This window comes from Variovorax sp. 3319, from assembly GCF_031456585.1.
In the GTDB taxonomy this organism is placed as follows: Bacteria; Pseudomonadota; Gammaproteobacteria; order Burkholderiales; family Burkholderiaceae_C; genus Variovorax; species Variovorax paradoxus_P.
This window is the reverse complement of the sequence record NZ_JAVDUZ010000013.1, coordinates 117214-139693: the sequence shown is the minus strand read 5'-3', so window position 1 is coordinate 139693 and position 22480 is coordinate 117214. Positions and strand designations below refer to the sequence as shown.

Here is a 22480-nt window from a genome sequence, read left to right as displayed (position 1 = left end):
GGGGTTGAGAAGGAGTCGGAGCTTGTACGCACGATCCCGAAATTTCGAACGATCGATGCATAACGAGCGCGGGCGCCGCGGCCACGGCCACGCCACGGCCGCTGCCACGGTCGTCACACTCCAAGCTCGATGCAGGTTCGGGTCAGGCCTCGGCCGCGGGGCCGTCTTCAGGAATCAGGCGCACCCAGCCGCGCTGCCCTTGCACGCGCGCCAGCCAATTGCGGATACCGGCGAAGCGCGCCATGTCGTAGCCGCCTTGCGCGGCCAACGCAACATAGGCAGAGACTGCGAGATCGGCGATGGTGTAGTGCTCGCCTACCAGCCATGTGCGCGAGAGCAGCCATTGCTCCAGCTTGTCGAGGCTCGGGTACCCCTCGGCATGGAGCCGTTCGATGTCTTGCTTCTTTGCCTGTGCAAGGCCGCGCAGGTGCAGCACGCGCGGGATGGCGATGGCTTTCTGGAGATCGGCCTGCTCGAAGAAAAGCCAGCCCATGACTTCGGCCCGGAGGTACGGGTCGTCGGGCAGGTAGGGCGTGCCCTGAGTCAAGTGCAGCAGGATTGCGCCAGACTCGACAATCGGGCGACCGTCTTCAAGCACGAGAACCGGCACGCGCGCGAATCGGCTGATCTGGAGAAATGCAGCTTCGCGGGTCTCGCCTTTCTGCAGGTCCAGCGTGATGCGTTCGTAGGCCAATCCCAACTGGCTCAGGAGGATGCGGATCTTCCATGAGTTGCCCGATAGACGACTGTCATAGAGACGCAGCATGGTTGACTCCATCAAGTGATGCCCGCGGGACCGGAACGCCGGCTCCGTCTCTGCAGACTCGCAGACGCAGCGATGCCGTCCCGGACCGTCCGCCGATTTTCTCCGTAGAAAGCAGTTGCTGTCGACGGCTCGCCGGTTCCTTAACCGCCTTGTTAACCGCCTTGCAGATGTCGTGCCAGGAAGTCGTCGGTCCTGCCGTTGGCCAGCACGGCTGCTTTGGCGTCGTAGCTCATGCCGCCGTGGCGTGCAAAGGCGTGGCCGCAACCGGGATAGCTGTAGGCCTGCACCTGCGGATGGTTCGCCAGGGCGGACGAAATTGTCCGCTGCGCTTCGAGCGGGATGTATTCGTCTTTTTCCGCGAGATGAACGATGACCGGGCTTGCAATGCGGCTCGCTTCCTCGGCGTACTTGTCCGCGTTGCCTGGGTAGTAGGCAACCACCGCGTCGGCGCCTGTACGAGCGGCGGTGAGGAAGGCCAGCAGGCCACCGAGGCAATAGCCGACGACGCCGACCCTGCCCGTGGCACCCGGCATGCCGCGGGCGGCGTGCACGGCGGCGGCAATATCGTTCACACCCGCATCGATGTCGAAGGCGTTGTACAGCGTCAAAGCGCGCGCGCGTTCCGCCTCGGTCCGGTCGGAGAGTTCGAGGCCGGGGGCGATCCGCCAGAACAGGTCGGGACAAACGGCCAGGTAGCCCTGCGCAGCGAGTTCATCGCACGACTGGCGCATGTCGGCGTTGACGCCGAAGACTTCATGCACGACGACGACGGCCGGCGCGGGGAGCTTGTGCGGACGGGCCACGTATGCGGGAAAGGTTCCGTCGGAGGTCGTGATTTGCAGTGGGTCGTGCATTGATTTTCCTTTGAGGGCCTGCTCAGGCGTTGAGCCAGAAGGCAATGTTGCGAACATACTGTTTGGTCGAGCGAAGTGCCTCCGAAAATCGGACGATTCCGTCCCCGGCTGGCTCGGTCACGAACGAGGGGCAGCCCGCCGAGGGATCCCAGTTGTAGTCCGCGAAGTGATGAAAGGTCGACTGCGCAATGGCCCTGCCGCCCTGTTCGGAGCGCTCGAACGCAACCGCGATGTTGTAGCGCCTGCCGGAGATCGAGCTCTGTCCTTCCATGACGACGCGGCAGTTCGAATCTCCGGGGGGTACGCTGACCGTGCCTTCATGCGGATGCGCGGGCAGGTACTGGATGACGCCGGTTGCCGAGCGCCTGTCGCGCATCACCGGGTGGATGCTGCCGACCGAGCGGATGCGCTGGTAGTCGCCGTTGGCGCCCGAGTGGTAGTTGGGCCACGAGATGTGACCCGAGAACGGGTTGTCCACGCACTGGCGCCCTGCATCGGGCTCGCAGTTGCGGCTGTGGAAGTTGTGCGCGGCGCCGATGCCGCTCAGGTTGCAGATCGAGCTGCCCAGGTCCATGTGGTCGCGCGTGACCATGAGGCCGCCGCCGCGATGCCGGAACCGGCTGATGCTGGCGCAATCCTCCGGTGTGAGGCCATCGCCGGTGTCCACGGCAAAGAGCCAGAGCTGGTCGAAGTGCGATTCGTCCAGCGTCGACAGCACGGGGTCGGGGTTCGAGCGCGGCGCGCGGTTGCGCGCCGTGACGCGGAAGGCAGGCCGACCCTCGTCGTCCTGCAGCTGCGAGAGAAACGAACCGAGCTGACTGAAGCGCGAAATGTTCCAGTCGTCCGGGTCTCCTTCGATTGTGGTTTGCAGCAATAGATTCAGCATGGTGCAAGGTCGCGGTCGGTCGGTCCTGTCGGCGGTTCAGCTTTTCAGGAATGCGAGCAGGTCCGCATTGATCTTGTCTTGCATCGTGGCGGTGAGCCCGTGCGGTGCGCCGGGGTAGTAGATTGCCTTGGCGCCCTTGACGAGCTGCACGGATTTTTTCGCCGAATCGTGGATGGGAACGATCTGGTCGTCCTCGCCGTGCATGATCAACGTGGGCACATCGATTTTCTTCAGGTCTTCGGTGAAATCGGTTTCCGAGAAGGCCTTGATGCACTCGTAGGAGTTCTTCTGGCCGCATTGCATGCTCCAGAGCCAGAACTGGTCCAGGATGCCCTGCGAGACTTTCGCGCCCGGTCGGTTGGCGCCGAAGAACGGGACGGCGAACTCCTTGTAGAACTGCGAACGGTCGCCGGCAACCCCGGCGCGAAGGCCGTCGAATACCTCGATCGGCAAGCCGTCAGGATTTGCTGCGGACTTCAGCATGACCGGCGGCACCGCGCCTATGAGCACAGCCTTGGCCACCCGCTTGCTGCCGTGGCGTCCGATGTAGCGCGCCACCTCGCCGCCGCCGGTGGAGTGGCCGACCATCGTGGCCTTCTTCAGGTCGAGCGCCTCGAAGAGAACCGCGAGGTCATCGGCGTAGCCGTTCATGTCGTTGCCCGACGAAGACTGGCTCGAGCGGCCATGTCCGCGCCGGTCGTGCGCAATGACGCGAAAGCCGTTGCGCGCCAGGAAGAGCATCTGTCCGTCCCATGCGTCGGCGTTGAGCGGCCAGCCGTGGGAGAAGGTGACCACGGGGCCGTCGCCCCAGTCCTTGTAGTAGATCTGCGTGCCGTCCGGGGTGGTGACGGTGCTGCTTGTCAGGGAGGGGCTCCGCGATGCCGTCGAACGGTTGCGGGTTGCTGCGCCGGCAGCTTCTTGCATGCCGAACGCGAGGATTCCGGTGGCAACGGCGGCGCCGGTCGCAATCAGGTGTCGGCGCGAAGGGTTCTGTGTGGTGTTCATGGTTTTTGCGGTTGAATTAAGGCGGCGGGCCACGGCGCGCGAGTGCTGCAAAAGAGGCCGTGGAACGGTTGAGATGCTAGGTTCGGCCAGGGCGTGGGGGTAGGCCCGCGCAAGGACTCACGCTGTTGTCGCGCCGGCACCAATGCCGGTGCCGGCCTGCAGCTTCGAGCCGAGATTGGAGAGGCAGTCCAGGTCGGCGGCCCGGATTTTCAGCGTCATGAAGTCGATGAACACCCGCATGCGCGATGGCAGGTGCTGCCGGCTCAGGTAGCAGATGTAGTGCCCGCTGTCGTCGGGTGCGTACTGGGTCAGGCATGGGACCAGCGCACCTGTTCTCAGGGACTCGCAGACCATGTAGCCCGGCAACTGGGCGATGCCATGGCCGTCGAGCACGGCCTGCAGTACCAGGTCCGCGTCGTTGTAGGTGAGCTTGGCCTGTGGCACGAGCTTGCGTGGCTGACCTGCGACCTTGAACTCCCACTCGAAGATGCGGCCGGATGAAAAGCGGAAGTTGATGCACTCATGCCGGGCCAGCGCTTCCACCGTGGCGGGCAGCCCGTGGGCTTCCTGGTAGGCGGGGGAGGCGCACAGCAGCAGCTGCATGGGGATGATCTGCTTGGCGATGATCTGCGCGTCTTCCATGCGGCCATTGCGGAACGCGATGTCCACACGGTCCGAGGTGAAATCGGTCGGCTTGTCGTTCAGCAGCAGGTCGATGGTGACGTCCGGGTAAGTGGCGCGAAATTCCCCGAGCAGGGGCGCGACGACCCGGCGGCCGAATCCGACGGCCGCACTGATGCGCAGATGCCCGCGCGGTGGGCCCTGGCGCAGGTCGCGCATTTCTTCCACGGCCTGGACGATCCGGTCGACCCCGGTATGGCAGTTGGCATAGAAGAGGTCGCCTTCGCGTGTGAGCGTGGTGCTCCGCGTAGTGCGCAGGAAAAGCCGGACGTTCAGCTGGTCTTCCAGCTTCTGGACGCTGCGGCTCACGGCGGAGCGGCCAATGCCCAGGCGATCGGCGGCCCGGGCGAAGCTGCCTTCCGCAACGACGGCAATGAAGGCGACCACCCCCGCATAACTGGTGGCAAAGCTGGAGGCCAGCGGGTCCGCGCGTGGCGCAAGGGGGGTGGAAGAGGGCGAAGGAAGGGCGGAGGTTGTCATGAGTCGGCTTCTCGGTTCGAGGGATCAGGCGTCCTAAATCCCCCATGAAAGCGAAGCGGCCACTCTGCGCGCAAAGCCATGCCGAGGCCAGTTAAGCCCTGTCAAGGTTTGTTATGACCCGCCCCGGCGCTGCACGGTGCGCGTGATGCAGCGCCGAATCCTTCAGGTCCGGGAGAGTTCGTTGCGTAGCGCGCGGGCTTGCGCAAAGCCGGGATGCTCGCCGCGAGGGGTCGCGCGGCCGCAGATATCGTCCAGCAGTTCGACGGCGTCCTTCGCCTTGCCCAGGCGGGCCCACAGGCTGGCAGTGCTGACCGCCGCACGAAACTCCCAGCCCAGCGCGCCTTGCTGCCTGGCGGTGCCGATGGCCCGCCTGTAGAACGCCTCGGCTTCATCGTAGAGGCCGCGCTGCTCGCAACGCCAGCCCGCAGCGCGCCAGGTCTCCGCCGCGCTCCATTGGCCGTGTCCGGCGCCGGCCCGCGCGATCGTCTCGTCATCGACCCAGTCGGCGCAGAAGGTCGCGAGCATTTCCTTGCGTGGCGCGTCGAAATCGTCGAGCCGCTTTGCGACCTCGCGGATATGGCGCTCCGGGTCGTCCGCGGTGCGCGCCTGCATCCCGAGCGCGTAGCAGTGCGCCCACTGATGCCAATACACCAGACCTCGGCGCTGCGCCTCGTCCAGCAGCATGCGAACCCATTTGCGTGCCAGTTCGAGCTCGCCAGACCATAGGGCGACGGGGCATGCGCCGAAGAGTGCGAAGCACAGCGACAACGCATTGCCCCCTGCCTCGGCAAGAGCCACCGCACGGGTGGCGGTTGCCATCGCCTTCGCCGCGTCGCCCTGGAGCCACAGCGTTCGGGCCAGCAAGGCGTTCGACGCGACGCCGGCATCGACCTGGAACAAGTTGACGGGCGTCTGGCGCACGCTGCCGCCGACAAGTATTGCCGCTTGGGCGCCAGCACTCGCCGCGGCAAAATCGCCGCAGAAGTGGCTCGCCAGGGCGGTCATTCGATAGGCCAGGTTGAGCGCGGCGGGGTCCGCCGTCGATTGCGCAAACTCGAACAGCACTTGCGAGTGGTGCAGCGCGGCCGCGTATTCGCCGCGAATTGCATGCAGAACGCATATGCCCCAGCGGGCCTGAAGCTCCAGCACGACCGACCCGGCCGAAATGGCAACAGCAAGCGCCCGGTCGTAGGCGGCGCCCATTTCGGGTACCGGTCCCCGGGTGTGCCACAGCGCGTTGCCCAGTGCGATTTGCAGCCACGCCTCTGTCTCTGTATCTGTACCTGTGCCCGGCGGTTGCGCGAGACAGGCGAGCACGGCGATGACCCGGTCTCGGTACTCCTCGACCTGCGAGACGTGAAACCACAAGGGCGCCGAGGCGATGGTGAGCGCCGCGCCGGTTTCCCAGTCGTCCTGCTGGGCCAGGCAGGCGTCCAGCGCGCTGCGCACGTCGTCCAACCGGTGCGCGTAGCGCGCGTTCCATGCCTGCACGGTGAGTTCGCCTGAATCCGATGCCGCGGTGCTCATCACCTCGCGCATGAAATGCGCATGGCGTTTCCGCAGCACCGGGCCTTCATCGGTTTGTGCCAAGCGCGCGGCGGCGTAGCTTCGCGTCGTTTCGAGCAGCCGGTAGGGCGCGATGGCATCGCTGTTGTCGAACGACACGAGCGACTTGTTCGCGAGCGAGATCAATGCGTCGAACGCCGCTTCGGGGTCCATGTCCGCCTGGGTGACGCTCAGCGCCGACTCGACATCGAAACGTCCGCGAAAGACCGAGAGCCGGCGAAAGAGCCGCAGTTCCGCCTCGTCCAGCAGCGCGATGCTCCAGTCCAGCGCTGCCGCGAGCGTGCTGTGCCGAGGCAGAACGGCACGGCTGCCTGTGGAGTAAAGCCGCATGTGGTCATTCAGCCGGAACGCAAGATCACCGATCGGCTGCACACCCAGGCGTGCGGCCACCAGTTCGATGGCCAGCGGGATGCCGTCCACCTGCCGGGTGATCGCTGCGAGCAAGGGGCCGTCGGAGTCTTCGAACGCGCGAGCACCCACGGCCTTTGCACGCTCGACCAGGAGTTCGACCGCGGGCGACGCCATGGCTTCGGCCAAGTCGGCGCAATCCGCGCGGGGCACCGGGAGCGGCGACAACCGCTCGACGTGTTCGCCCTCGATTCGAATAGGCTCCCGGCTGGTTGCCAGGATGCGCAAACCGGGCAGGGCGGCGAGCAGATCGGTGACGAGCAGCGCCAGCGCGTTCAGCATGTGCTCGCAGTTGTCGATCAGCAGGAGTACATCGCGGTCCGCCAGCCGCTGGAGGATGGCCCGCGTCGTGTCGGCAGTGTCCGCCGGTGCGCCGAGCGACCGCGCGACCGTGCTCGCCACATGGGCCTGCGAGACCAGAGGCGAAAGGTCGACAAAGGCCAGCTGCATGGCCGTGCGTTCTGCATGGCATTCGGCCGCGCGGATGGCTGCACGCGTTTTCCCGATGCCGCCGGTGCCGACGATGGTGACCAGCCGGCGCGTGGCGAGGGCCGCCATCACGCGCTCCATATCGGCATCGCGGCCGACGAGCCGGGTCAGGCGCTCCGGCAGCCTGGCGAAAGAGGGCGCAGGCAGGGCCATCGCGAGAGGCCGGTCTTCGCTCGGCATGTCGACCTGCTCGCGGAAAACCGTTCCATTGAACCGGTAGCCGCGCAGGGGGATGTTCGAAATCCATTCCTTGCAGTTGTCCCCGTCTTGCGGCTCGCCCAGGGCCTTGCGCAGCGCTGAGATGTGGACCCGGACACTGGACTCCTCGACCACCACGCCGGCCCAGACCGTGGCGAGCAGCTCGTCCTTGCCGACGACTTCGCCCACGCGCCTGAGCAGGTGCAACAGCAGCTCGAACGAGCGGGAGCCCAGGCGCACGCTCTGCCCGAGCCGTTCGAGCCGGCGCTGGGCCTCCCAAAGGATGAATGCGCCGAATCGCCAGCGGACCTCACCCGATCCCTGTGAGACGCCGACATGCGCATGCGGTGGCGCAAAGCGAGCCGCGATGTCGTACATGTCACCCACTTGACGGTCCAGTAAAAAAATGAAGGCCGCAACCAATCGGGTTGCACGATGCGGAAAAAGAAATGCCCGCCGTTCGGGGGGAACTCGCCCCTTTGAGATGCAAGACGGCCAGGGCTGGGGTTTTGTGACAGGGATCGCGATCTGCGCCTTGCATGCGCGGCGGCCACTGCTGTCGATGTCGGGCTATTGGACGCGATGCGGGCCCATTCAGGAACCCGGCTCGTGTGAACGAAGAGTCCGGAGATTGCGAACGATGCTTCGCAGGCGGCCCTCGGCGATTGGTGTTTGGCCGGCAACACGGTGCGCCGCCGCAGCGGACTTCTGGCGGGGAATGCAGCTGCCTACGATCGGTTGCGTCGCGAGAGCCAAAGAACAACTTCGTTCATCACCGGCCCCCCTGTCGCGATGAATCCGGGGTGGCCGCATCAAGAAGCACAGATTCCTCGTGGAGCTTTATCACACCGGGGTCGCGCAAGCCGCCCTTCAGACCCCGCGCGACTTTCGCGCTGCAACGAACTTGCGCTGCGCGACCCGAGACCGGGCGCTGGCCGTCATCTCGCACGAACTCAGGCAGCCGCTGAACATCATTCAGATGAACATCAGCCTGCTCCAGGGGTTGCCCGCATCCGCAGCGCCCTTGCAACTGCAAGGCATAGCCGAGGCGATGCAGCGCGCCATCGAGAGCCAGAAGCGGCTTATAGACGACCTGCTCGATTTCTCGCGCGTACGAACCGGCAAGCTGGCGCTGCACCGCGCAGAGATCGACTTCGGCGCGCTCGCGCTAGGCCTTGTCGCCGCGTTCGCTGCGCGCTGGCCTTCGGGGCGCATCTGTGCGCAGATGCAGGCGGCCGATCCGTTGATCTGCCATGCCGACCGGGTGCGGCTTGAGCAGGTCGTCGGCAACCTGCTGGACAACGCGATCAAGTTCTCGCCCGCCGGCGCGGAGGTTCAGGTGCGCCTTTCCTCGGAGGACGGCTTCGCCCGGCTTGCGGTGGCGGACAGCGGCTGCGGCATTGCGCACGAATTTCTGCCGCATGTTTTCGGGTTGTTCAGCCAGGCCGGCACCGGGGAGGGCGGTTCGCGCGGCGGTCTGGGCATCGGCCTTGCGCTCGTTCACGGTCTTGCGGTTGCCCACGGCGGTTTCGTAAAGGCGACCTCCGCCGGACCGGGTCGCGGCGCCGAGTTCAACGTGTGGCTTCCTCTTCATCGACGCGCCTGAGGGCGCGCCGGCATTGATGCCGGGCAGGCAACACGGCAGTACCTCCTGCATGGCTACCGCAACCGAGATGCGAAACCTAGCATTTGAACCGTGCCGCGATGTTCGCGAACCGGAGCCCAGCCGTCCTGTGGCGGGGCCATGGCGCCCTGGAGGATTCACCATGACGCAGCGCATTCATTCCCCCGCGCAATCAGGCGCACCACGCCGCACGCTCAAGGCACGCGAGCAGGCCTTGCAAGCGGCCGCCGATGCCGCGCCGCGGGGTGCGATGGACCGCGTGTGGAGCGCGGGATACATGACCGTCTCGCTGCTGGCGATTGCGGCGGCAGGTGCGATTGCAGGCGGTGAAGCCGCGAACGCGGAGCTGCGTTTTGCCGCTGTGGCCACCGGTGCGACGCCGCGCTTGCAGGACATCTGCGCCGAAGGCAAAGCACCGCTTGGCAGCACGTTGACGCAGGGGTGCGCGAGCAACCTTGCGCGATGCATCCCGCATGGGATGCGAAATATTCAAGTCAAACCATTTATTCATCAAAGGAAATCAGCATGAAAAATCTCCATCGTCGCGTACGCGCATTCACCGCCCTCGGCATCGTGGCGCTGCACCTTTCGGCGCCTGCAAGCGCGGCCACTTCGGGTGAGCCGCCGGCAAAGCCTACCGTGGTGCTCGTTCACGGCGCATTCGCCGAGTCGGCCAGCTGGAACGACGTGGCGCGCGACCTTCGTGCGCGCAGCTTTCCCGTTGTCGCGGCCGCCAATCCGCTGCGCGGCGTGAAGTCCGACGCCGACTATGTGGCCGCCATCGTGAATTCGATTCCGGGGCCGGTCGTGCTGGTCGGGCATTCGTACGGTGGCTCGGTAATTTCCGCCGCGGCGGCTGGAAAGCCCAACGTCCAGGCGCTGGTCTTCGTTGCGGCGTTCGCCCCTGAAGTGGGCGAATCGGCGGCCGATCTGTCGGGCAAGTTTCCAGGCAGCACGCTCGGCCCTACGCTGGCCGCACCGGTGCTTCTTCCGGACGGCGCCAAGGATCTTTACATCCAGCAGGACAAGTTCGCCAAGCAATTTGCCGAAGATGTTGCACCGGCGCTTGCCCACCTGATGGCCGTGTCGCAGCGCCCCATCACTGAGGCCGCATTGGGCGAGCCGGCGCCTGCCGCCGCGTGGAAGAACGTTCCTTCGTGGTTCATCTACGGCGACCGCGACAAGAACATCCCGCCTGCCGCGCTGGCATTCATGGCCGAGCGTGCGAAGTCGATGAAGACGGTCGCGGTAAAGGGCGCCTCGCACGTGGTCATGATCTCGCGGCCGAAATTGGTGGCCCGGATGATCGTGGAGGCCGCCGACGCGGTCGCGGCGGCAAAGCCCTGAAGTTTGACGCCTCTCGCGTCCGACGCCTCGCACCCCATGAAGATCTCGCTGCCTCCACGCCACGTCTGGCTGGAGTGGATCAAGAACGTTGCCTGCGCCGTGACCGTGACGGCCTCAGTGGGGGCCGGCGCAGTGATTGCCGCTTCGGAGTCTCAGCAGCCAGTGCCCAGGAACGCCATTGTTGTGCTCTGCGGCGCGGTCGGGGGGGGCAGGGGCGCGATGACGCCGGCGGCACCCGCTCTCGAGGGAGCCATGGCGCAGTACCTGGCGCACCCCGCCCCTTAACAAGGCTTGACACAGCTTAACTGGCAACGGTTTTGCCAATTGAGCAGACTTTCACCCATGACTTCCAGAAGGACTTGAGCCCATGACCGCGCCGACCCAGGCCAGGCAGATTCATGTGGCGGTCGCACACCGCGACCCGTACGTGGCCGCCGGCATCGCATCGCTGCTGCGCTCCCGCGCCGACTTCGTCGTTCAATCCGGTTTTACCGACGCAGACATCGATGCCGGCGACGAAACCGTCGACGTACTCGTCACAGACTACGCAACGGGCATTCACAAGGCAACGAATGTCCCGCCCGGCCAGGGCGGCTGCGCATCGAGATATTTCCTCGTGGTCACGGACCGGAGCACCGGGTGGCAGATACGGCGTGCCGTGGACGCGGGCGTGCGCGGCTACCTTCTGCACGATTGCTCGGCCGAGGAGCTTGCGGATGCGGTGCGTTGCGTTGCAGACGGCCGCAGGTACCTGTCTTGTCCGGTGGCCGACCAGTTGCTGGACAACCTCTCGTCTACCGCGCCAACCGCTCGTGAATTCGAAGTGCTCCAGCTCATGGCGGAGGGCTTGGCCAACAAGGACATCGGGCGGCGCCTCGACATCGGCGAAGGCACTGTCAAGGCCCATGTGAAAGCGATTCTGCGCAAGCTCCGGAAGCCGACGCGGGTTGCCGCGATCGGCGAAGCGTTTCGCCGCGGCCTGCTTCAGGAAGCATCGCCATGACCGGTTCCCTCGATCTGCATGTGCGTGTGTGCCATGGCGATCGGCTCGCCATGGCCGGTCTCGTCTCGCTCATCGGCCGGGAAGCGGGCTTCCACGTGCAGCCTGAGGACGGGCCCGATGAGGCCATCGTGGATGTGGTGGTGGCTGACCACGCCTGCGCGCTGAGCCTGCTCGCTTCGGCGTCGGCTTTGGACCAGCCGGGCGGTGCACGCGGCTTTCATGTGCCGCGCGTGATCGTTCTAACCAAGCGGGCCAAGGAGGGGGAACTTATGCAGGCGATCTCCAGTGGGGCGCGCGGCTATGTGTGCCAGGACGCGAATCCGGCCGAACTGATGGACGCCATCCGCTACGTGGCGCAAGGAGGCTCTCTCTATCTCTGCAAGCGCGCCAAGGCGCTTTTCAGGCACGGAACGCAGCGTGCAGGCTTTACCCCCCGGGAGGAAGACGTGCTGCGCTTCCTGGTGAAAGGCGATCGCAACAAGGGAATCGCGCGCAAGCTGGACATTTCCGCCAGCACCGTCAAGGCACACGTCTCCAGCATATGCGAGAAGCTGCATGTCGGCTCCAGGGCGCAAATAGCCGTCACGGCGAAGCAGCGAGGGCTCGTCCGTGTCTGAGATTCGCCGGTGGCGCTTCGGCGCGTTCGCGCTGTGGGAGGCCGGGCCCAGGCTGGAGCGCGACGGGCAGCCGATACGGCTCGGCTCGCGTGCGCTCGGCCTGCTGGTCGCGCTCGTGGGCCGCGCTGGCGAAGTGATCAGCAAGGACGAACTGCTCGCCGCGGTCTGGCCGGACACGGCGGTCGAGGAGGCGGGCGTCCGGGTCCATATGTCGATTCTGCGCAAGGCCCTGGGTCCGCCCCGAGCGCAGGACGGATGCCTGGAATGGATCGCCAACATACCGCTGCGAGGCTATCGCTTTCTGGGGCGGGTGCACTGCGAATCCGTGTCAGTCGCTGTCGCGGCGCAAGCGGCGCCTGCGTCGCGGCGGGATGCTCCCGCCGGCTTGCCCGCCCGCTTCTCCAGTCTCGTGGGGCGCGAGGTGGAAGTCGAGCGCCTGCTCGGCATGCTTGCGGAGAGCCGGCTGGTCACGGTCGCGGGGCCTGGCGGCGTGGGAAAGACCAGCGTGGCCATCTGCGTCGCGGCGCGATACTGCGCACGGCCGCACGCACAACAAGTCTGCTTCATCGATCTCGCGCCCCTGACCTCGCAAGACCACGTGCTGACGACGATGGCGCGCGCCGTCGGCGTGCGAAGCGGCGTAACGGACTTCGAAGAAGCCATCGTCCAGCGCCTCGAGGGCCAGGCGATGCTGCTGCTCGTCGACAACTGCGAGCATGTGATCGAGAGGCTTTCGCCGCTCCTGGGCAGATTGCTTGCTGCGTTGCCCAGCCTGCAGGTCCTTGCAACCAGCCGCGAGGTGCTGCGCGTGGGCGGCGAGCATGTCTTTCGCCTGGCGCCCCTGGCGGTTCAGCAGGCCCAGCCCGGCTCCCTGGCGTACGCGTTGCGCTCGCCGGCGGTGCAACTGCTCGTCGAGAGAGCCCAGGCCGCAGGCGCCAGCGCATTCGACGACGCGAGCAGCGGCCCACTCACCAGGATCTGCCAGCAGGTGGACGGGATCCCGCTTGCGATCGAGCTGGTCGCGGCGCGCCTGGAGACACAACCCGCGATCGAGCTGGCCTTCAGGCTGGACGATCACATGCGCCTCCATTCCACCGCCGAGCGGGTTGCGTTGCCGAGACACCGCACGCTGGCTGCGACGCTGGACTGGAGCATCGGGCTGCTGGACGACGCCGAGTTGCTGCTGTTTCGCAGGCTGTCGGTGTTTCGCGCTTACTTCGGCATCGAGGCGGCACTCAGCGTGGCAGCCAGCGCGCTGGACCCGGACGTGGCCTCCGACGCATTGCTCAATCTGGCCAGGAAGTCGCTCGTCGTGTACGACACCGCTCGGGCCGCGGAATCGCCATACCGCCTGCTCGATACCACCCGCAGCTATGCGCATGCCCTGCTCGTGCAGGCAGGCGAGAGAGACGCGGTTTCGAAGAGCCATGCCCTTTTCATGCTGGACCTCATGGGCATTGCCACCGCGGACCAGGCCTTGCTCGATGCCGAGGCCTGGACGCACCGCTACCGTGGCTACCTGGACGACGTTCGCGCGGCATTGGATGCCAGTATCGACCACCACGAGGACATGACCATCGCGGGCGCGCTCACTGTCGCATCGGCGCCGCTGTGGTTCCGCTTGTCTGAAGTCAGCGAATACCGGGATCGCGTTCGCGCGGCGCTGGACCATATCGACGCGCTGAAGGTACCCGACCGCCTGACGGCCGGACGGCTGGAGATCGCTCTCTACAACGCGTTGTGGCACACGGGCGGCACGGTGCCGGAGATGACAGTGGCGTGCGAGCGGGCATTGGCCTGCGCACTGGAATTCAAGGTGAAGACGCTCGAATTCCAGGCTCGATGGGGCCTTTGCGCGCTGAACATCACGCGCGGCGCGTACACGTCGGCGTTGCGGCATGCCGAGATCCTGAGCGAATTTGCGAGCCACTCGACCAGCGCCGTAACGCGCAACCTGTCGCACCGGATGCTGGCGCTCGCCAGCCACTTCTGCGGCGCTTTCACCGAGGCCAGGGCGCACGCCGAAGCGGCGGCGGACGTGGATGAGGCCACGCGACGCAATCATGCCAACGCGTTTCAGCCCGACGCGCGAACCACCGCAATGGCCATTCTTGCCAGGACGCTGTGGATACAGGGCGAGAGCCGTCTTGCAATGGCCACCGCCATCCAGTGCATGGAGGAGGCCGAGGCGCTGGGGCACGCGTTGTCCCTTTGCGTTGCCCTTTTCTGGATCTGTCCCATGGCCATCTGGGCCGGGGAACGGAGGACAGCCCGCGCCTGGGTCGACACGATGCTGCAGCAGACGCGGTCCAAGGGCTTTGCCTACTGGCACGAATGGGCCGTTTGCTACGACTACGCCATGAAGCTAGGCGAGGTGGACGACGTCGGCGCGCACATCGATGCCCTCTCGGCAAAGATCCTGGCCATGGATGAGCCACGCAGGGAAATGATGGCCACGTTCTGCGACCGGTGGGTGGACGATGATCTGCTCGCCCGCGCGATGCGAGGCGAAGGGCAGTGGAGTGCCGCCGAGGTTTGCCGTGCTTCCGGGAGGCGCAAGGAGCTGCGGGGCGACGACGCGGAAGCCGAGACGCTTTATATGCAGGCCCGTGCCCTTGCGCGCTCGCAAGGCGCAACTGCCTGGGAACTGCGTGCAGCGGGTGCGCTGGAAGGATTGCGCGCCAACGCGATTCAGCGATGAACCGGCTGCGCGCCCGCGTGGCGGCCCAGTGCCAGTGACTGCACTGCGCGCTTTTCCCAGGCAACGGCCCCCTGCTGCCTGGCGATCTCGATTGCCCGGAGGTAGAAGGCGTCTGCCTCGTCGGCTGCAGCGTTTTGCTCTGCGCGCCAGCCGGCGGCGCGCCAGACCTCGGCTGCGACCCACGGACTGTCTCCGCGCGAGACCCGCTCGATCATCTCGTCATCTACCCAGTCGGTGCAAAAGGTTGCGAGCATCTCCCTGTGGGGTGCGTCATAGGTCGAGAGCTGGCCCGCGACTTCACGGACGTAACGGTCCCGGTCCGGCGCGATGCTCAATTGCAGGCCCTGGGAGAACCACTCCGCATAGCGGAGCCAGCCCACGAGTCCCTTGCGCTGTGCTTCGTCGGTCATCAAGTGGATCCATCGGGCGGCAAGCTCGAGCTCGCCGGCCCACAGCGCGACCGGGCAGGCGCCATACAGCGCGGAGCACAGCGAGACCGATTTTCCGGCCGCTTGCGCTCGGCCCACGGCATCGCTGGCCTCTTCCAGTGCCCTGGCCGTTTCACCTTGCACCCAGAGGGTTCGGCTCAGCATGGCCTTGGCCGCGACGATCGCGTTGACGCCCACCATGTTGGCCCGGGCATGGCCGAGGCCGCCGCCTACGCGCACTGAAGCTTCGCTGTGCGCCCTCGCCACATCGAAGTGGCCGCAAAAGTGATTGGCCATTGCCATCACGCGGTGAGCGAGATTGAGCGCGGCAGGGTCGGACCAGGATTGCGCGGCCGCCATCAGCGTTTGCGCCTGATCCAAGGCCGCCGAATACTCGCCCCGGAACATGTCGTGCGTGCACCGCCCCCATCGGGCTTGCAGTTCCAGCACGGGAATCTTGACGGCAAGCGCACCTGCCAGGGCCTGGTCCGCGGCGGCGCCCAACTCGGGCGTGGACCTGCCGGTGTGGAGCAGGGCGCTGACCAGCGCTGTGTTCAGCCAGGTCGCCGTTTCCGTGTCGCGCGTGGGTTGCCGGTCGACCAGCGCCAGCGCCGCGGAGACCCGGTCGCGGTATTCGACGACCTGGGCCAGGTGAAACCACAATGGTGCCGAGGCCGTCAGCAGCGAGGCGGCCATCTTCGCGTCGGGCTGTTGCGTCAGGCAGACTTCGAGTGCAAAGCGCACGTCGTCCAGGCGGTGCGCGTAACGGTCGGCCCAGGCCTGCTCGGTCAGGTCGGAGAGTTCCGCTGCCGCTGCCTTCATGAGATCGCACATGAGCACTGCGTGGCGCCGCAGCAATGCCAGGCGTTCATCGCTTTGTGCGAGAAGCGCAGCGGCATAGCTTCGCGTTGTGTCCAGCAGCCGGTAGGGCGCGACAGCGTCGTTGCTGTCGAAGAAGACGAGCGACTTGTTGACCAGCGAGATCAGCGCGTCGAATGCTACGTCGTTGTCCATGTTGCCCGCGCTCACGCCCAAGGCGGATTCCACATCGAAGCGCCCCCGAAACACCGACAACCAGCGAAAGAGCCGCAGCTCCGTATCGCTCAGCAGCGCGATGCTCCAATCGAGCGCCGCGGCCAGTGTTCGGTGCCGTGCGAGCGCGGCGCGGCTGAAGGCGTAGAGGCGCATGTGGTCGTCCAGCCTGCGCGCCAGATCGACGACCGGCTGCACGCCCAGGCGCGCGGCCACCAGTTCGATCGCCAAGGGGATGCCGTCGACCTGCCTGGTGATCTGGGCCAGCAGGGCGCCATGCGATTCGTCGAACGCACCCGCACCTGCCGCCTTGGCCCGCTCGACGAGCAACTCCACGGATGGCCAGTGCAACGCCTGCGTGAGCGAGAGCTGCTCCGCCTGCGGGATGGCAAGCGCCGGCAACCGGAAGACAAACTCGCCGGCCACGCGCAGCGCCTCGCGGCTGGTTGCCAGAATGCGCAGGTCGGGCAGCACTGAAAGCAAGCCGGTGATCGGTGGCGCCAGGGAATCGATCACGTGCTCGCAGTTGTCGATCAACAAGAGCATGGCGCGCCCCATCAGGCGTTGCGTGATGGCCCCTACCGTGTCGGGCATGTCGGCCGGCACCCCCACGGCGCGTGCCAGGGTGCCGAGCACGTGAGCCTGGGAGATCAGCGAAGACAGATCGACAAAGGCGATTTCCGTGCCGTGCGCCTGATGATGGCTCTCGGCGGCGTGGATCGCGAGACGGGTCTTGCCCATGCCACCGGTGCCTACGATCGTGACCAGCCGGTGGCTTTCGAGCGATTCGAGAACGCTGGCTACATCGGCGGTGCGACCGACGAGTTCTGTCATCCGAACAGGCAACGGGGTGAAGCCGGCGTCCGGCAGCGGTGTCAGTGTCAAGGGCCTGGCAGGGATGCCGGTCGACTCGCGGCGGACACGTCCGTTGAAGCGGTAGCCGCGCAACGGAACGTTGGAGATCCACTCCTTGCATTCGTCGCTCTCGCCCGGCTCACCCAGTGCCTTGCGAAGCGTCGACATGTGGACGCGCACGCTGGCCTCTTCAACCACGACGCCAGCCCAAACCGCTGCGAGCAGGTCGTTCTTGCTCACGAATTCACCGGCCCGCTTGACCAGTTGCAGCAGCAGATCGAAAGAGCGCGGCCCCAGCCGCACGGTTTCGCCGAACCGCTCGAACCGGCGCTGCGCCTCCCAGGCAACGAAATCGCCGAAGTACCACCGGACTTCCGCCGACGCTGGGGCAGGTGATTCCTCGGACTGCGCTTGCATGATGAGCCTGTCTACCGGCCGTCTCACGTGGCCGCGAGCTGGGTGCGGGCCACGCAAGGCTGTTGACCGGGAAGGTGGATCGGATGGGCGGTTTCCATGCGCTGAGACTCAAGTTCTTGTTCGAGATCGTAGCGCGGCATCGCGCGAACGTCGGGCTCCAGTCCCTGAAATCCCTAACTCATAGGGGCATGCAGCCCGGAGCCACCAGTGAATGAAGGTGGCTTGCTATCGCAACGTCTTCAGGTACTTGACGAGTTCCGCGACTTCACCGGGATCGGTAACGCCCGCAAAAGGCATCCTGTTGCCCGGCACGGCTTGCTGCGGATCGCTCAGGAAGGCGGCCAGGGATTTGTCGTCCCAGGTGATCTGTGCATTCTTCATGGCTCGGCTGTAGCCAAACCCCGGCGATGAGCCGGCCTTTCGGCCCACGACGCCGGCGAGCGGCGGCCCGATGGAGGCTGCGCCTTGCGCCGCGTGGCATGCCGCGCAGGTCGTCCATGTCTTGGGTGGCTGCACGGCCGCCTGGCCGTGTGCCAGGCTCACGAAAGCCGCGGCGGAGGCGGAGAGAAGGAGTGTTCGCATGTCAGGCTCCTCAAAGCATGCGCGGTTGCTTGGCATAACGCACCAGGTCGTCGCCAAGGCGCAGTGCCAATGCCGCGAGCGGACCGGTCGGGTTGTAGCCCGCGTTGTGCGCGTACACGGATGCACCGACGACGAAGAGGTTCTGCGCATCCCAGTGCTGCAGGTGGGGCGACACCACGCTCGTCGACGGGTCGGCGCCCATGACGGTGCCGCCCGTGGTGTGCGTCGTCTGGTACTGCCGCGCGTCGAAGTCGCCGCGCCGGGGTTGCGGTGCGCCGACTGTCGAGGCACCCATGGCGCGCGCGATACCGGCGGCCTTGTTCGTGACGTACTCGCTCATCCGATGGTCGTTCTCATGAAAATTGAACGTCATGCGCACCAGCGGCGAGCCGTAGGCATCGCGGTACGTCGGGTCGAGGTCGAGGTAGTTCTGGCTGTGCGGATAGTTGCTGCCATGCACGGCGACGTTGAAGGCGTGCGCATACCAGTCGGCGTTGGCCTGTTTCCACGCGGATCCCCAGCGGGGCGTTCCGGCCGGATGGAGTCGGGCATTGATGGGGCGACCGTTCGTCACGTTCGAGTAGATGTAGCCGCCGCCGAAAAAGCCTAGCCCTGCGTGGTCGAAGTTGTCGCCGTTGAATTCGTCCACCACCATCTGAGAGGCGCCGGACGCCATGAAGGGGTTGATCCAGCGGTCTTTGAAAAACACCGGCACCGACGACATCACCTGGTAGCAGAAGTTCTTGCCGACCACGCCTTTGCCCGTCTTCGGGTCGTAGGGGCGGCCGATGCCGCTCGTGAGCAACAGCTTGGTGTTGGTCATGGTGAAACCGGACAGCACGACGACATCGGCCGGTTGCTCGTATGTTTGCGCGGTCTGCAGGTCGATGAACTGCACAGCCGTTACGCGCCGCGCGCGCTTGTCATAGACGAGGCCGGTCACCTGCGAGTGAAGACGGATTTCGAAGTTTCGCTGCTTCAGCAGTTGGGGATACAGCAGCACCGCCGGACTGGCCTTGGCATTGGCCTCGCAAATGAAGCGCTCGCAGTGGCCACAGTACTGGCAGGGCGCGAGGCTTGCACCATCGGGGTTGGTGTAGGCGCGCGGAGAGTTGGCCGCGGGCAGTGGGAACGGTTTGTATCCGAGGCTTTGCGCGGCGGCCTTGAAGATCCGCCCCGATTCGAGAATTTCGAGCGGCGGCTGTGGAAATCCGCGCTTTCGGGGCGCTTCGAAGGGATTGCCGCCTTCGATCAGTTGTCCGCCGACATTGCCGGCCTGCCCCGCGATGCCGAAGAGCTGCTCGAACAGGTCGTGGTACGGCTCCATTTCTGCGTAGCTGATGCCCCAGTCCTGCACCGTCAATTCGCGGGGGATGGCGGCCTTGCCGTAGCGCGACTCGAGGCGTGTGCGCAGAGCCGGGTCGTACTCGGCCCAGCGCCAGGTCTGGCCGTTCCAGTGATTGGCCGCGCCGCCCATGCCTTCGCCGGGAAGGAAGGCTTCCATCCGGCGTACGGGCAGCGCGTTTTCGTTGGCGGCATGGCGCAGCGTGTACGTTTCGTTGGCCCAGTTCTGCACCAGGCTGTTGCGCACGCCCCAACGCAATTCGTCGCGTTGGTTGGGCAATGTGGCGGCCGCGCTACCGGCGAGATCGCCACCGCGTTCGAGCACCAGCACGTCGATGCCGGAGCTCATCATCTGTCGCGCAGCCAAGCCGGCGGTAAGGCCGCCGCCAACGAAGACGACAGAGCGTTTGGGAAGTTTGAGAGTCATGGGTGTCGGGCTTTCAGCTGAAGTCCTCGATCGACTGCGGCTTGGCCGCGCCGGGGAAGGGCAGGCCGCGGTACTGAACCACGTTGCGCCCGTGAAAGGCGGGCAGGCCGGGGAACCCTATGGCGCGCCAGAAGGTCTTGTCGCGATTGCCGCCGTACATCGGATCGGCAAAGCAGGCCTGCACGAACAGCGGATAGAAAAAATCGTTGAACCACGCGCCGAGCGCATAGCGCTCGTCGTCGATCCGGCCGGCAGCGACCTCCTGCAGCAGCGCGTCGAGCGGACCGGCCTCGAGTTGCTCGATGGGTTTGCCGGTGCGCTGTTGAGCCTCGCGGCGCAGCACTGCGAGCCCGGCCTTGAAGTGCTGCTCCGGCGTGAGGGGCGACTGGTAGCCGTGTTGCGGTTTGCCAGGGCGCCAGGGGCCCTGCCGATAGAGCTGGTCGCCACGCCCCCAGGCGCCGGCCAGCTGACGATCGAGGTACAGGTGCAAGCCGCAATCGACACCGTTCGGTGTCATGGCATCGGCCGGGCACATCACGTTGACGAGAGCCTCGACGCATGCGGCTTCTTGCGGGCCTAGCGACAAGTAACCCGAAGAGTGGGCCTTATCGGCGGCGCGGGATGCGGCGTCCTGCGCCGAAGCAAGCGGGCTGGCCAGGCCACCCAGCAGTGCGGGCGCCGCGAGCGCTGCGGCACCGGACGCGCCACCGATCTGGCGCAGGAAGAGGCGCCGCGCGGGCGGCTCTCGGTCGTTGACGGACATGGGGATCTTTCTTCGAAGGGGGCAGGAATCGTGCGAAAAGGTTTGTGCAGAGAACGCGTGCGTTTCAGCGCATCGATCAGAAGGGCTCGTACTTCGCGGCGCCTACTGTTTCGGTCGGCGTGATCGGCGTGCGGTCCAGCGGCTCTTGAGGCGTCGGATAGGCGAGGTCGAGCGAAGGGAAGGGGGCTGCAACCGAGGCGTCGCTCGTTGCCTGGGGAATGGCGACGGCACCGGCCGGCTGGATCGCATAGATCGAGACCGAGGCCGCGAGACTGACCAGCAGTGCTGCAAAGAAGATTCTTTTTGCCATCAACTACTCCTGAAGTTTTGAGCGAACCGATGAACACAGCAGGCGCAGGCACCGCCAGAGGCGGTGGCGCTTGCTGCTTCGGGGCTCAGGAGAGGTTCGCCTTGTCCAGGCCGAAGGCCTTGTCCGACGATCCGGGCACGGTCTGGAACGCGACGTTCACGCGGTTCCACGCGTTGATGGCCATGACACTGAAGGTCAGGTCCGAAAGCTCTTTTTCCGTCAGCTGCGTGCGCACGCGCTCGTAGATGTCGTCGGGTACGCCGTGCTCGGGCAGCTTGGTCAGCACTTCGGTCCAGGCCAGGGCGGCACGTTCGCGCGGCACGAACAGTGTCGATTCACGCCAGGCAGCCAGATGGTGAATGCGCAACTCGCGCTCGCCATGGATCTTGGCCTCCTTGATGTGCATGTCGAGACAGAAGGCGCAGCCATTGAGCTGCGACGCACGGATCGCGACGAGGTCCCGAATCGTTTGCTCGATGGTGCCGCTGTCGACGAGCGTGCTGAACTCGATCAGCTTCTTGAAGAGTTCGGGCGATTGCTTGATGTAGTTGAGACGGTGGGTCATGTTGTGCTCCGGCCCCAGTGCGGCTGAGGTACCCGTTCGCGAAGACCGCGAGGGAAAAGAAAGTTCGTGCGCCGCCGGCTCGTTTCAGTAGTCCCAGATGATCGGAACCCAGCGAAAGATGTCGCCGTCGATGGCTACACGGCCGATGGAGGGGAAGGGCAGGTGGGCAGCCACCAGCAATCCGCGGGTCTGCGCCAGTTCGCGGAAGAGTCCGATGCGCACGTCGGTCGCTTTCTCCGGGTCGTGCTCGAAACCGTTTTGCCAGTCGGGGTGGTCGAATGCGACCGGGAACATGGCGTCGCCGGCGAACATCAGGCGGTCGCCGCCTGACACCAGGTCGACCACGCTATGCCCAGGTGTGTGGCCGCCGGTGAGACGGACCACCACACCCGGCGCTACCTCGCGTCGCTCCTCGAAAGTCTGCAGCCGGTCGCGGTATTCGTTGTAGAAGCTCTTGGCGGTGGAGCGGAGCACGTCCGGCACCGGCTTCGGCATCACTGTCCGGGAGAAGTCGGGCGAGGTCCAGAAGTCGACTTCGGCCTTTGCCACGTGGATGCGCACGTCCGGACGCAGGCGTTCCTTGATCCCGGGAACGAGAAGCCCGCCCACGTGGTCCATGTGCATGTGGGTAATGATCACGTCGGTGACGGACTCGAGCTCGATACCCGCAGCAGCCAGACGTTGTGGGAACTGCCCGGCGCGCGGGAAGCCCGGAAACTGGCCACCCAGGCCGGCGTCGATGAGGATGGTCTGGTTGCCGCTGCGGGCCACCATCACGTTCAGCGGCCAGTCGTACTTGTCGGGCGGCATGAACATCTGGTCCAGCCAACTCGCCAGGTCCGCCGGATCGGCGTTGGTGGCCATGGTGGACGTTGGCAGCGGCATCGGGCCGTCGCTGACCACCATTGCGTCGATATCGCCGATGCGTAGCGCGTAGCGGGAGGGCACCAGATCGTTGGGCTTTTCGCTCGTGGGTTGCACGATTTCATCTGTGAGGAACATGGCGGAATCTCCAAAAGGGGGCGACCCGATTGCGCGGGTCGAATCAGCCAGGGGGCTGGCAGCAGGTTGCCGTTCAACTTCCAAGAGTTGTCGGGCGCGGTCACGGCACAAGGCCGTCTGCCGTTGATCG

General features: G+C 65.7%; 20 protein-coding genes. 7 read left to right on the top strand and 13 right to left on the bottom strand.

Annotation, left to right across the window (positions count from 1 at the left end; translation table 11 throughout):
- Nucleotides 1-142: 142 nt before the first annotated feature.
- From J2X67_RS24095 to J2X67_RS24070, 6 genes are all read right to left on the bottom strand, one after another.
- Nucleotides 143-766 carry a glutathione S-transferase family protein gene (locus J2X67_RS24095; RefSeq protein ID WP_309957231.1) on the bottom strand — a complete coding sequence of 208 codons (624 nt, stop codon included), beginning with the start codon at nucleotides 764-766 and terminating at the stop codon, nucleotides 143-145.
- Nucleotides 767-918: 152 nt separating this feature from the next.
- Nucleotides 919-1620, bottom strand: coding sequence for a dienelactone hydrolase family protein (locus tag J2X67_RS24090; RefSeq protein WP_309957229.1), 702 nt, complete (start codon nucleotides 1618-1620; stop codon nucleotides 919-921).
- Between the two features lie 22 nt (nucleotides 1621-1642).
- A complete protein-coding gene (locus tag J2X67_RS24085; RefSeq protein WP_309957227.1) occupies nucleotides 1643-2506 on the bottom strand; it encodes a hypothetical protein in 864 nt (287 codons plus the stop codon).
- Nucleotides 2507-2542: 36 nt separating this feature from the next.
- A complete protein-coding gene (locus J2X67_RS24080; protein ID WP_309957225.1) occupies nucleotides 2543-3511 on the bottom strand; it encodes an alpha/beta hydrolase in 969 nt (322 codons plus the stop codon).
- Nucleotides 3512-3628: 117 nt separating this feature from the next.
- Complete coding sequence (locus J2X67_RS24075) at nucleotides 3629-4672, bottom strand: LysR family transcriptional regulator (RefSeq protein ID WP_309957223.1); 1044 nt, start codon at nucleotides 4670-4672, stop codon at nucleotides 3629-3631.
- 162 nt (nucleotides 4673-4834) lie between these two features.
- Nucleotides 4835-7711, bottom strand: a complete 2877-nt coding sequence (locus tag J2X67_RS24070; RefSeq protein ID WP_309957221.1) for a winged helix-turn-helix domain-containing protein — start codon at nucleotides 7709-7711, stop codon at nucleotides 4835-4837.
- Nucleotides 7712-8165: 454 nt separating this feature from the next.
- On the opposite strand from J2X67_RS24070, the gene J2X67_RS24065 reads away from it, so the two are divergent.
- From J2X67_RS24065 to J2X67_RS24035, 7 genes are all read left to right on the top strand, one after another.
- Nucleotides 8166-8939, top strand: coding sequence for a HAMP domain-containing sensor histidine kinase (locus J2X67_RS24065; protein WP_309957219.1), 774 nt, complete (start codon nucleotides 8166-8168; stop codon nucleotides 8937-8939).
- A 160-nt stretch (nucleotides 8940-9099) separates the two neighbouring features.
- A complete protein-coding gene (locus tag J2X67_RS24060; RefSeq protein WP_309957218.1) occupies nucleotides 9100-9486 on the top strand; it encodes a hypothetical protein in 387 nt (128 codons plus the stop codon).
- A complete protein-coding gene (locus tag J2X67_RS24055; RefSeq protein WP_309957216.1) occupies nucleotides 9483-10304 on the top strand; it encodes an alpha/beta hydrolase in 822 nt (273 codons plus the stop codon). Before J2X67_RS24060 ends, J2X67_RS24055 begins: the two co-directional genes overlap by 4 nt.
- Before the next feature lie 36 nt (nucleotides 10305-10340).
- Nucleotides 10341-10589, top strand: a complete 249-nt coding sequence (locus J2X67_RS24050) for a hypothetical protein (RefSeq protein ID WP_309957215.1) — start codon at nucleotides 10341-10343, stop codon at nucleotides 10587-10589.
- Between the two features lie 82 nt (nucleotides 10590-10671).
- On the top strand, nucleotides 10672-11307 hold the full coding sequence (locus tag J2X67_RS24045; protein WP_309957213.1) for a response regulator transcription factor: 636 nt from the start codon (nucleotides 10672-10674) through the stop codon (nucleotides 11305-11307).
- The gene (locus J2X67_RS24040) at nucleotides 11304-11924 is read left to right on the top strand and encodes a DNA-binding response regulator (RefSeq protein WP_309957212.1); all 621 of its coding nucleotides are present in this window, start codon (nucleotides 11304-11306) and stop codon (nucleotides 11922-11924) included. The genes J2X67_RS24045 and J2X67_RS24040 overlap by 4 nt, the downstream gene beginning before the upstream one ends.
- On the top strand, nucleotides 11917-14625 hold the full coding sequence (locus J2X67_RS24035) for a winged helix-turn-helix domain-containing protein (RefSeq protein ID WP_309957210.1): 2709 nt from the start codon (nucleotides 11917-11919) through the stop codon (nucleotides 14623-14625). Before J2X67_RS24040 ends, J2X67_RS24035 begins: the two co-directional genes overlap by 8 nt.
- Here the strand turns inward: J2X67_RS24035 and J2X67_RS24030 are convergent.
- The 7 genes from J2X67_RS24030 to J2X67_RS24000 form a co-directional block, all read right to left on the bottom strand.
- Nucleotides 14616-17357 (bottom strand): winged helix-turn-helix domain-containing protein, encoded by a 2742-nt coding sequence (locus J2X67_RS24030; RefSeq protein ID WP_309957207.1) that lies wholly within the window; start codon nucleotides 17355-17357, stop codon nucleotides 14616-14618. The genes J2X67_RS24035 and J2X67_RS24030 overlap by 10 nt on opposite strands.
- A 225-nt stretch (nucleotides 17358-17582) precedes the next feature.
- Nucleotides 17583-17939, bottom strand: coding sequence for a c-type cytochrome (locus tag J2X67_RS24025; RefSeq protein ID WP_309957205.1), 357 nt, complete (start codon nucleotides 17937-17939; stop codon nucleotides 17583-17585).
- A gap of 10 nt (nucleotides 17940-17949) precedes the next feature.
- Complete coding sequence (locus J2X67_RS24020) at nucleotides 17950-19710, bottom strand: GMC family oxidoreductase (RefSeq protein ID WP_309957204.1); 1761 nt, start codon at nucleotides 19708-19710, stop codon at nucleotides 17950-17952.
- A 13-nt stretch (nucleotides 19711-19723) separates the two neighbouring features.
- Nucleotides 19724-20473, bottom strand: a complete 750-nt coding sequence (locus J2X67_RS24015) for a gluconate 2-dehydrogenase subunit 3 family protein (protein ID WP_309957203.1) — start codon at nucleotides 20471-20473, stop codon at nucleotides 19724-19726.
- Between the two features lie 76 nt (nucleotides 20474-20549).
- Complete coding sequence (locus tag J2X67_RS24010; RefSeq protein ID WP_309957201.1) at nucleotides 20550-20783, bottom strand: hypothetical protein; 234 nt, start codon at nucleotides 20781-20783, stop codon at nucleotides 20550-20552.
- 85 nt (nucleotides 20784-20868) lie between these two features.
- Nucleotides 20869-21348 (bottom strand): carboxymuconolactone decarboxylase family protein, encoded by a 480-nt coding sequence (locus J2X67_RS24005; protein WP_309957199.1) that lies wholly within the window; start codon nucleotides 21346-21348, stop codon nucleotides 20869-20871.
- Nucleotides 21349-21432: 84 nt separating this feature from the next.
- Complete coding sequence (locus J2X67_RS24000; protein ID WP_309957197.1) at nucleotides 21433-22350, bottom strand: MBL fold metallo-hydrolase; 918 nt, start codon at nucleotides 22348-22350, stop codon at nucleotides 21433-21435.
- Nucleotides 22351-22480 lie beyond the last annotated feature (130 nt).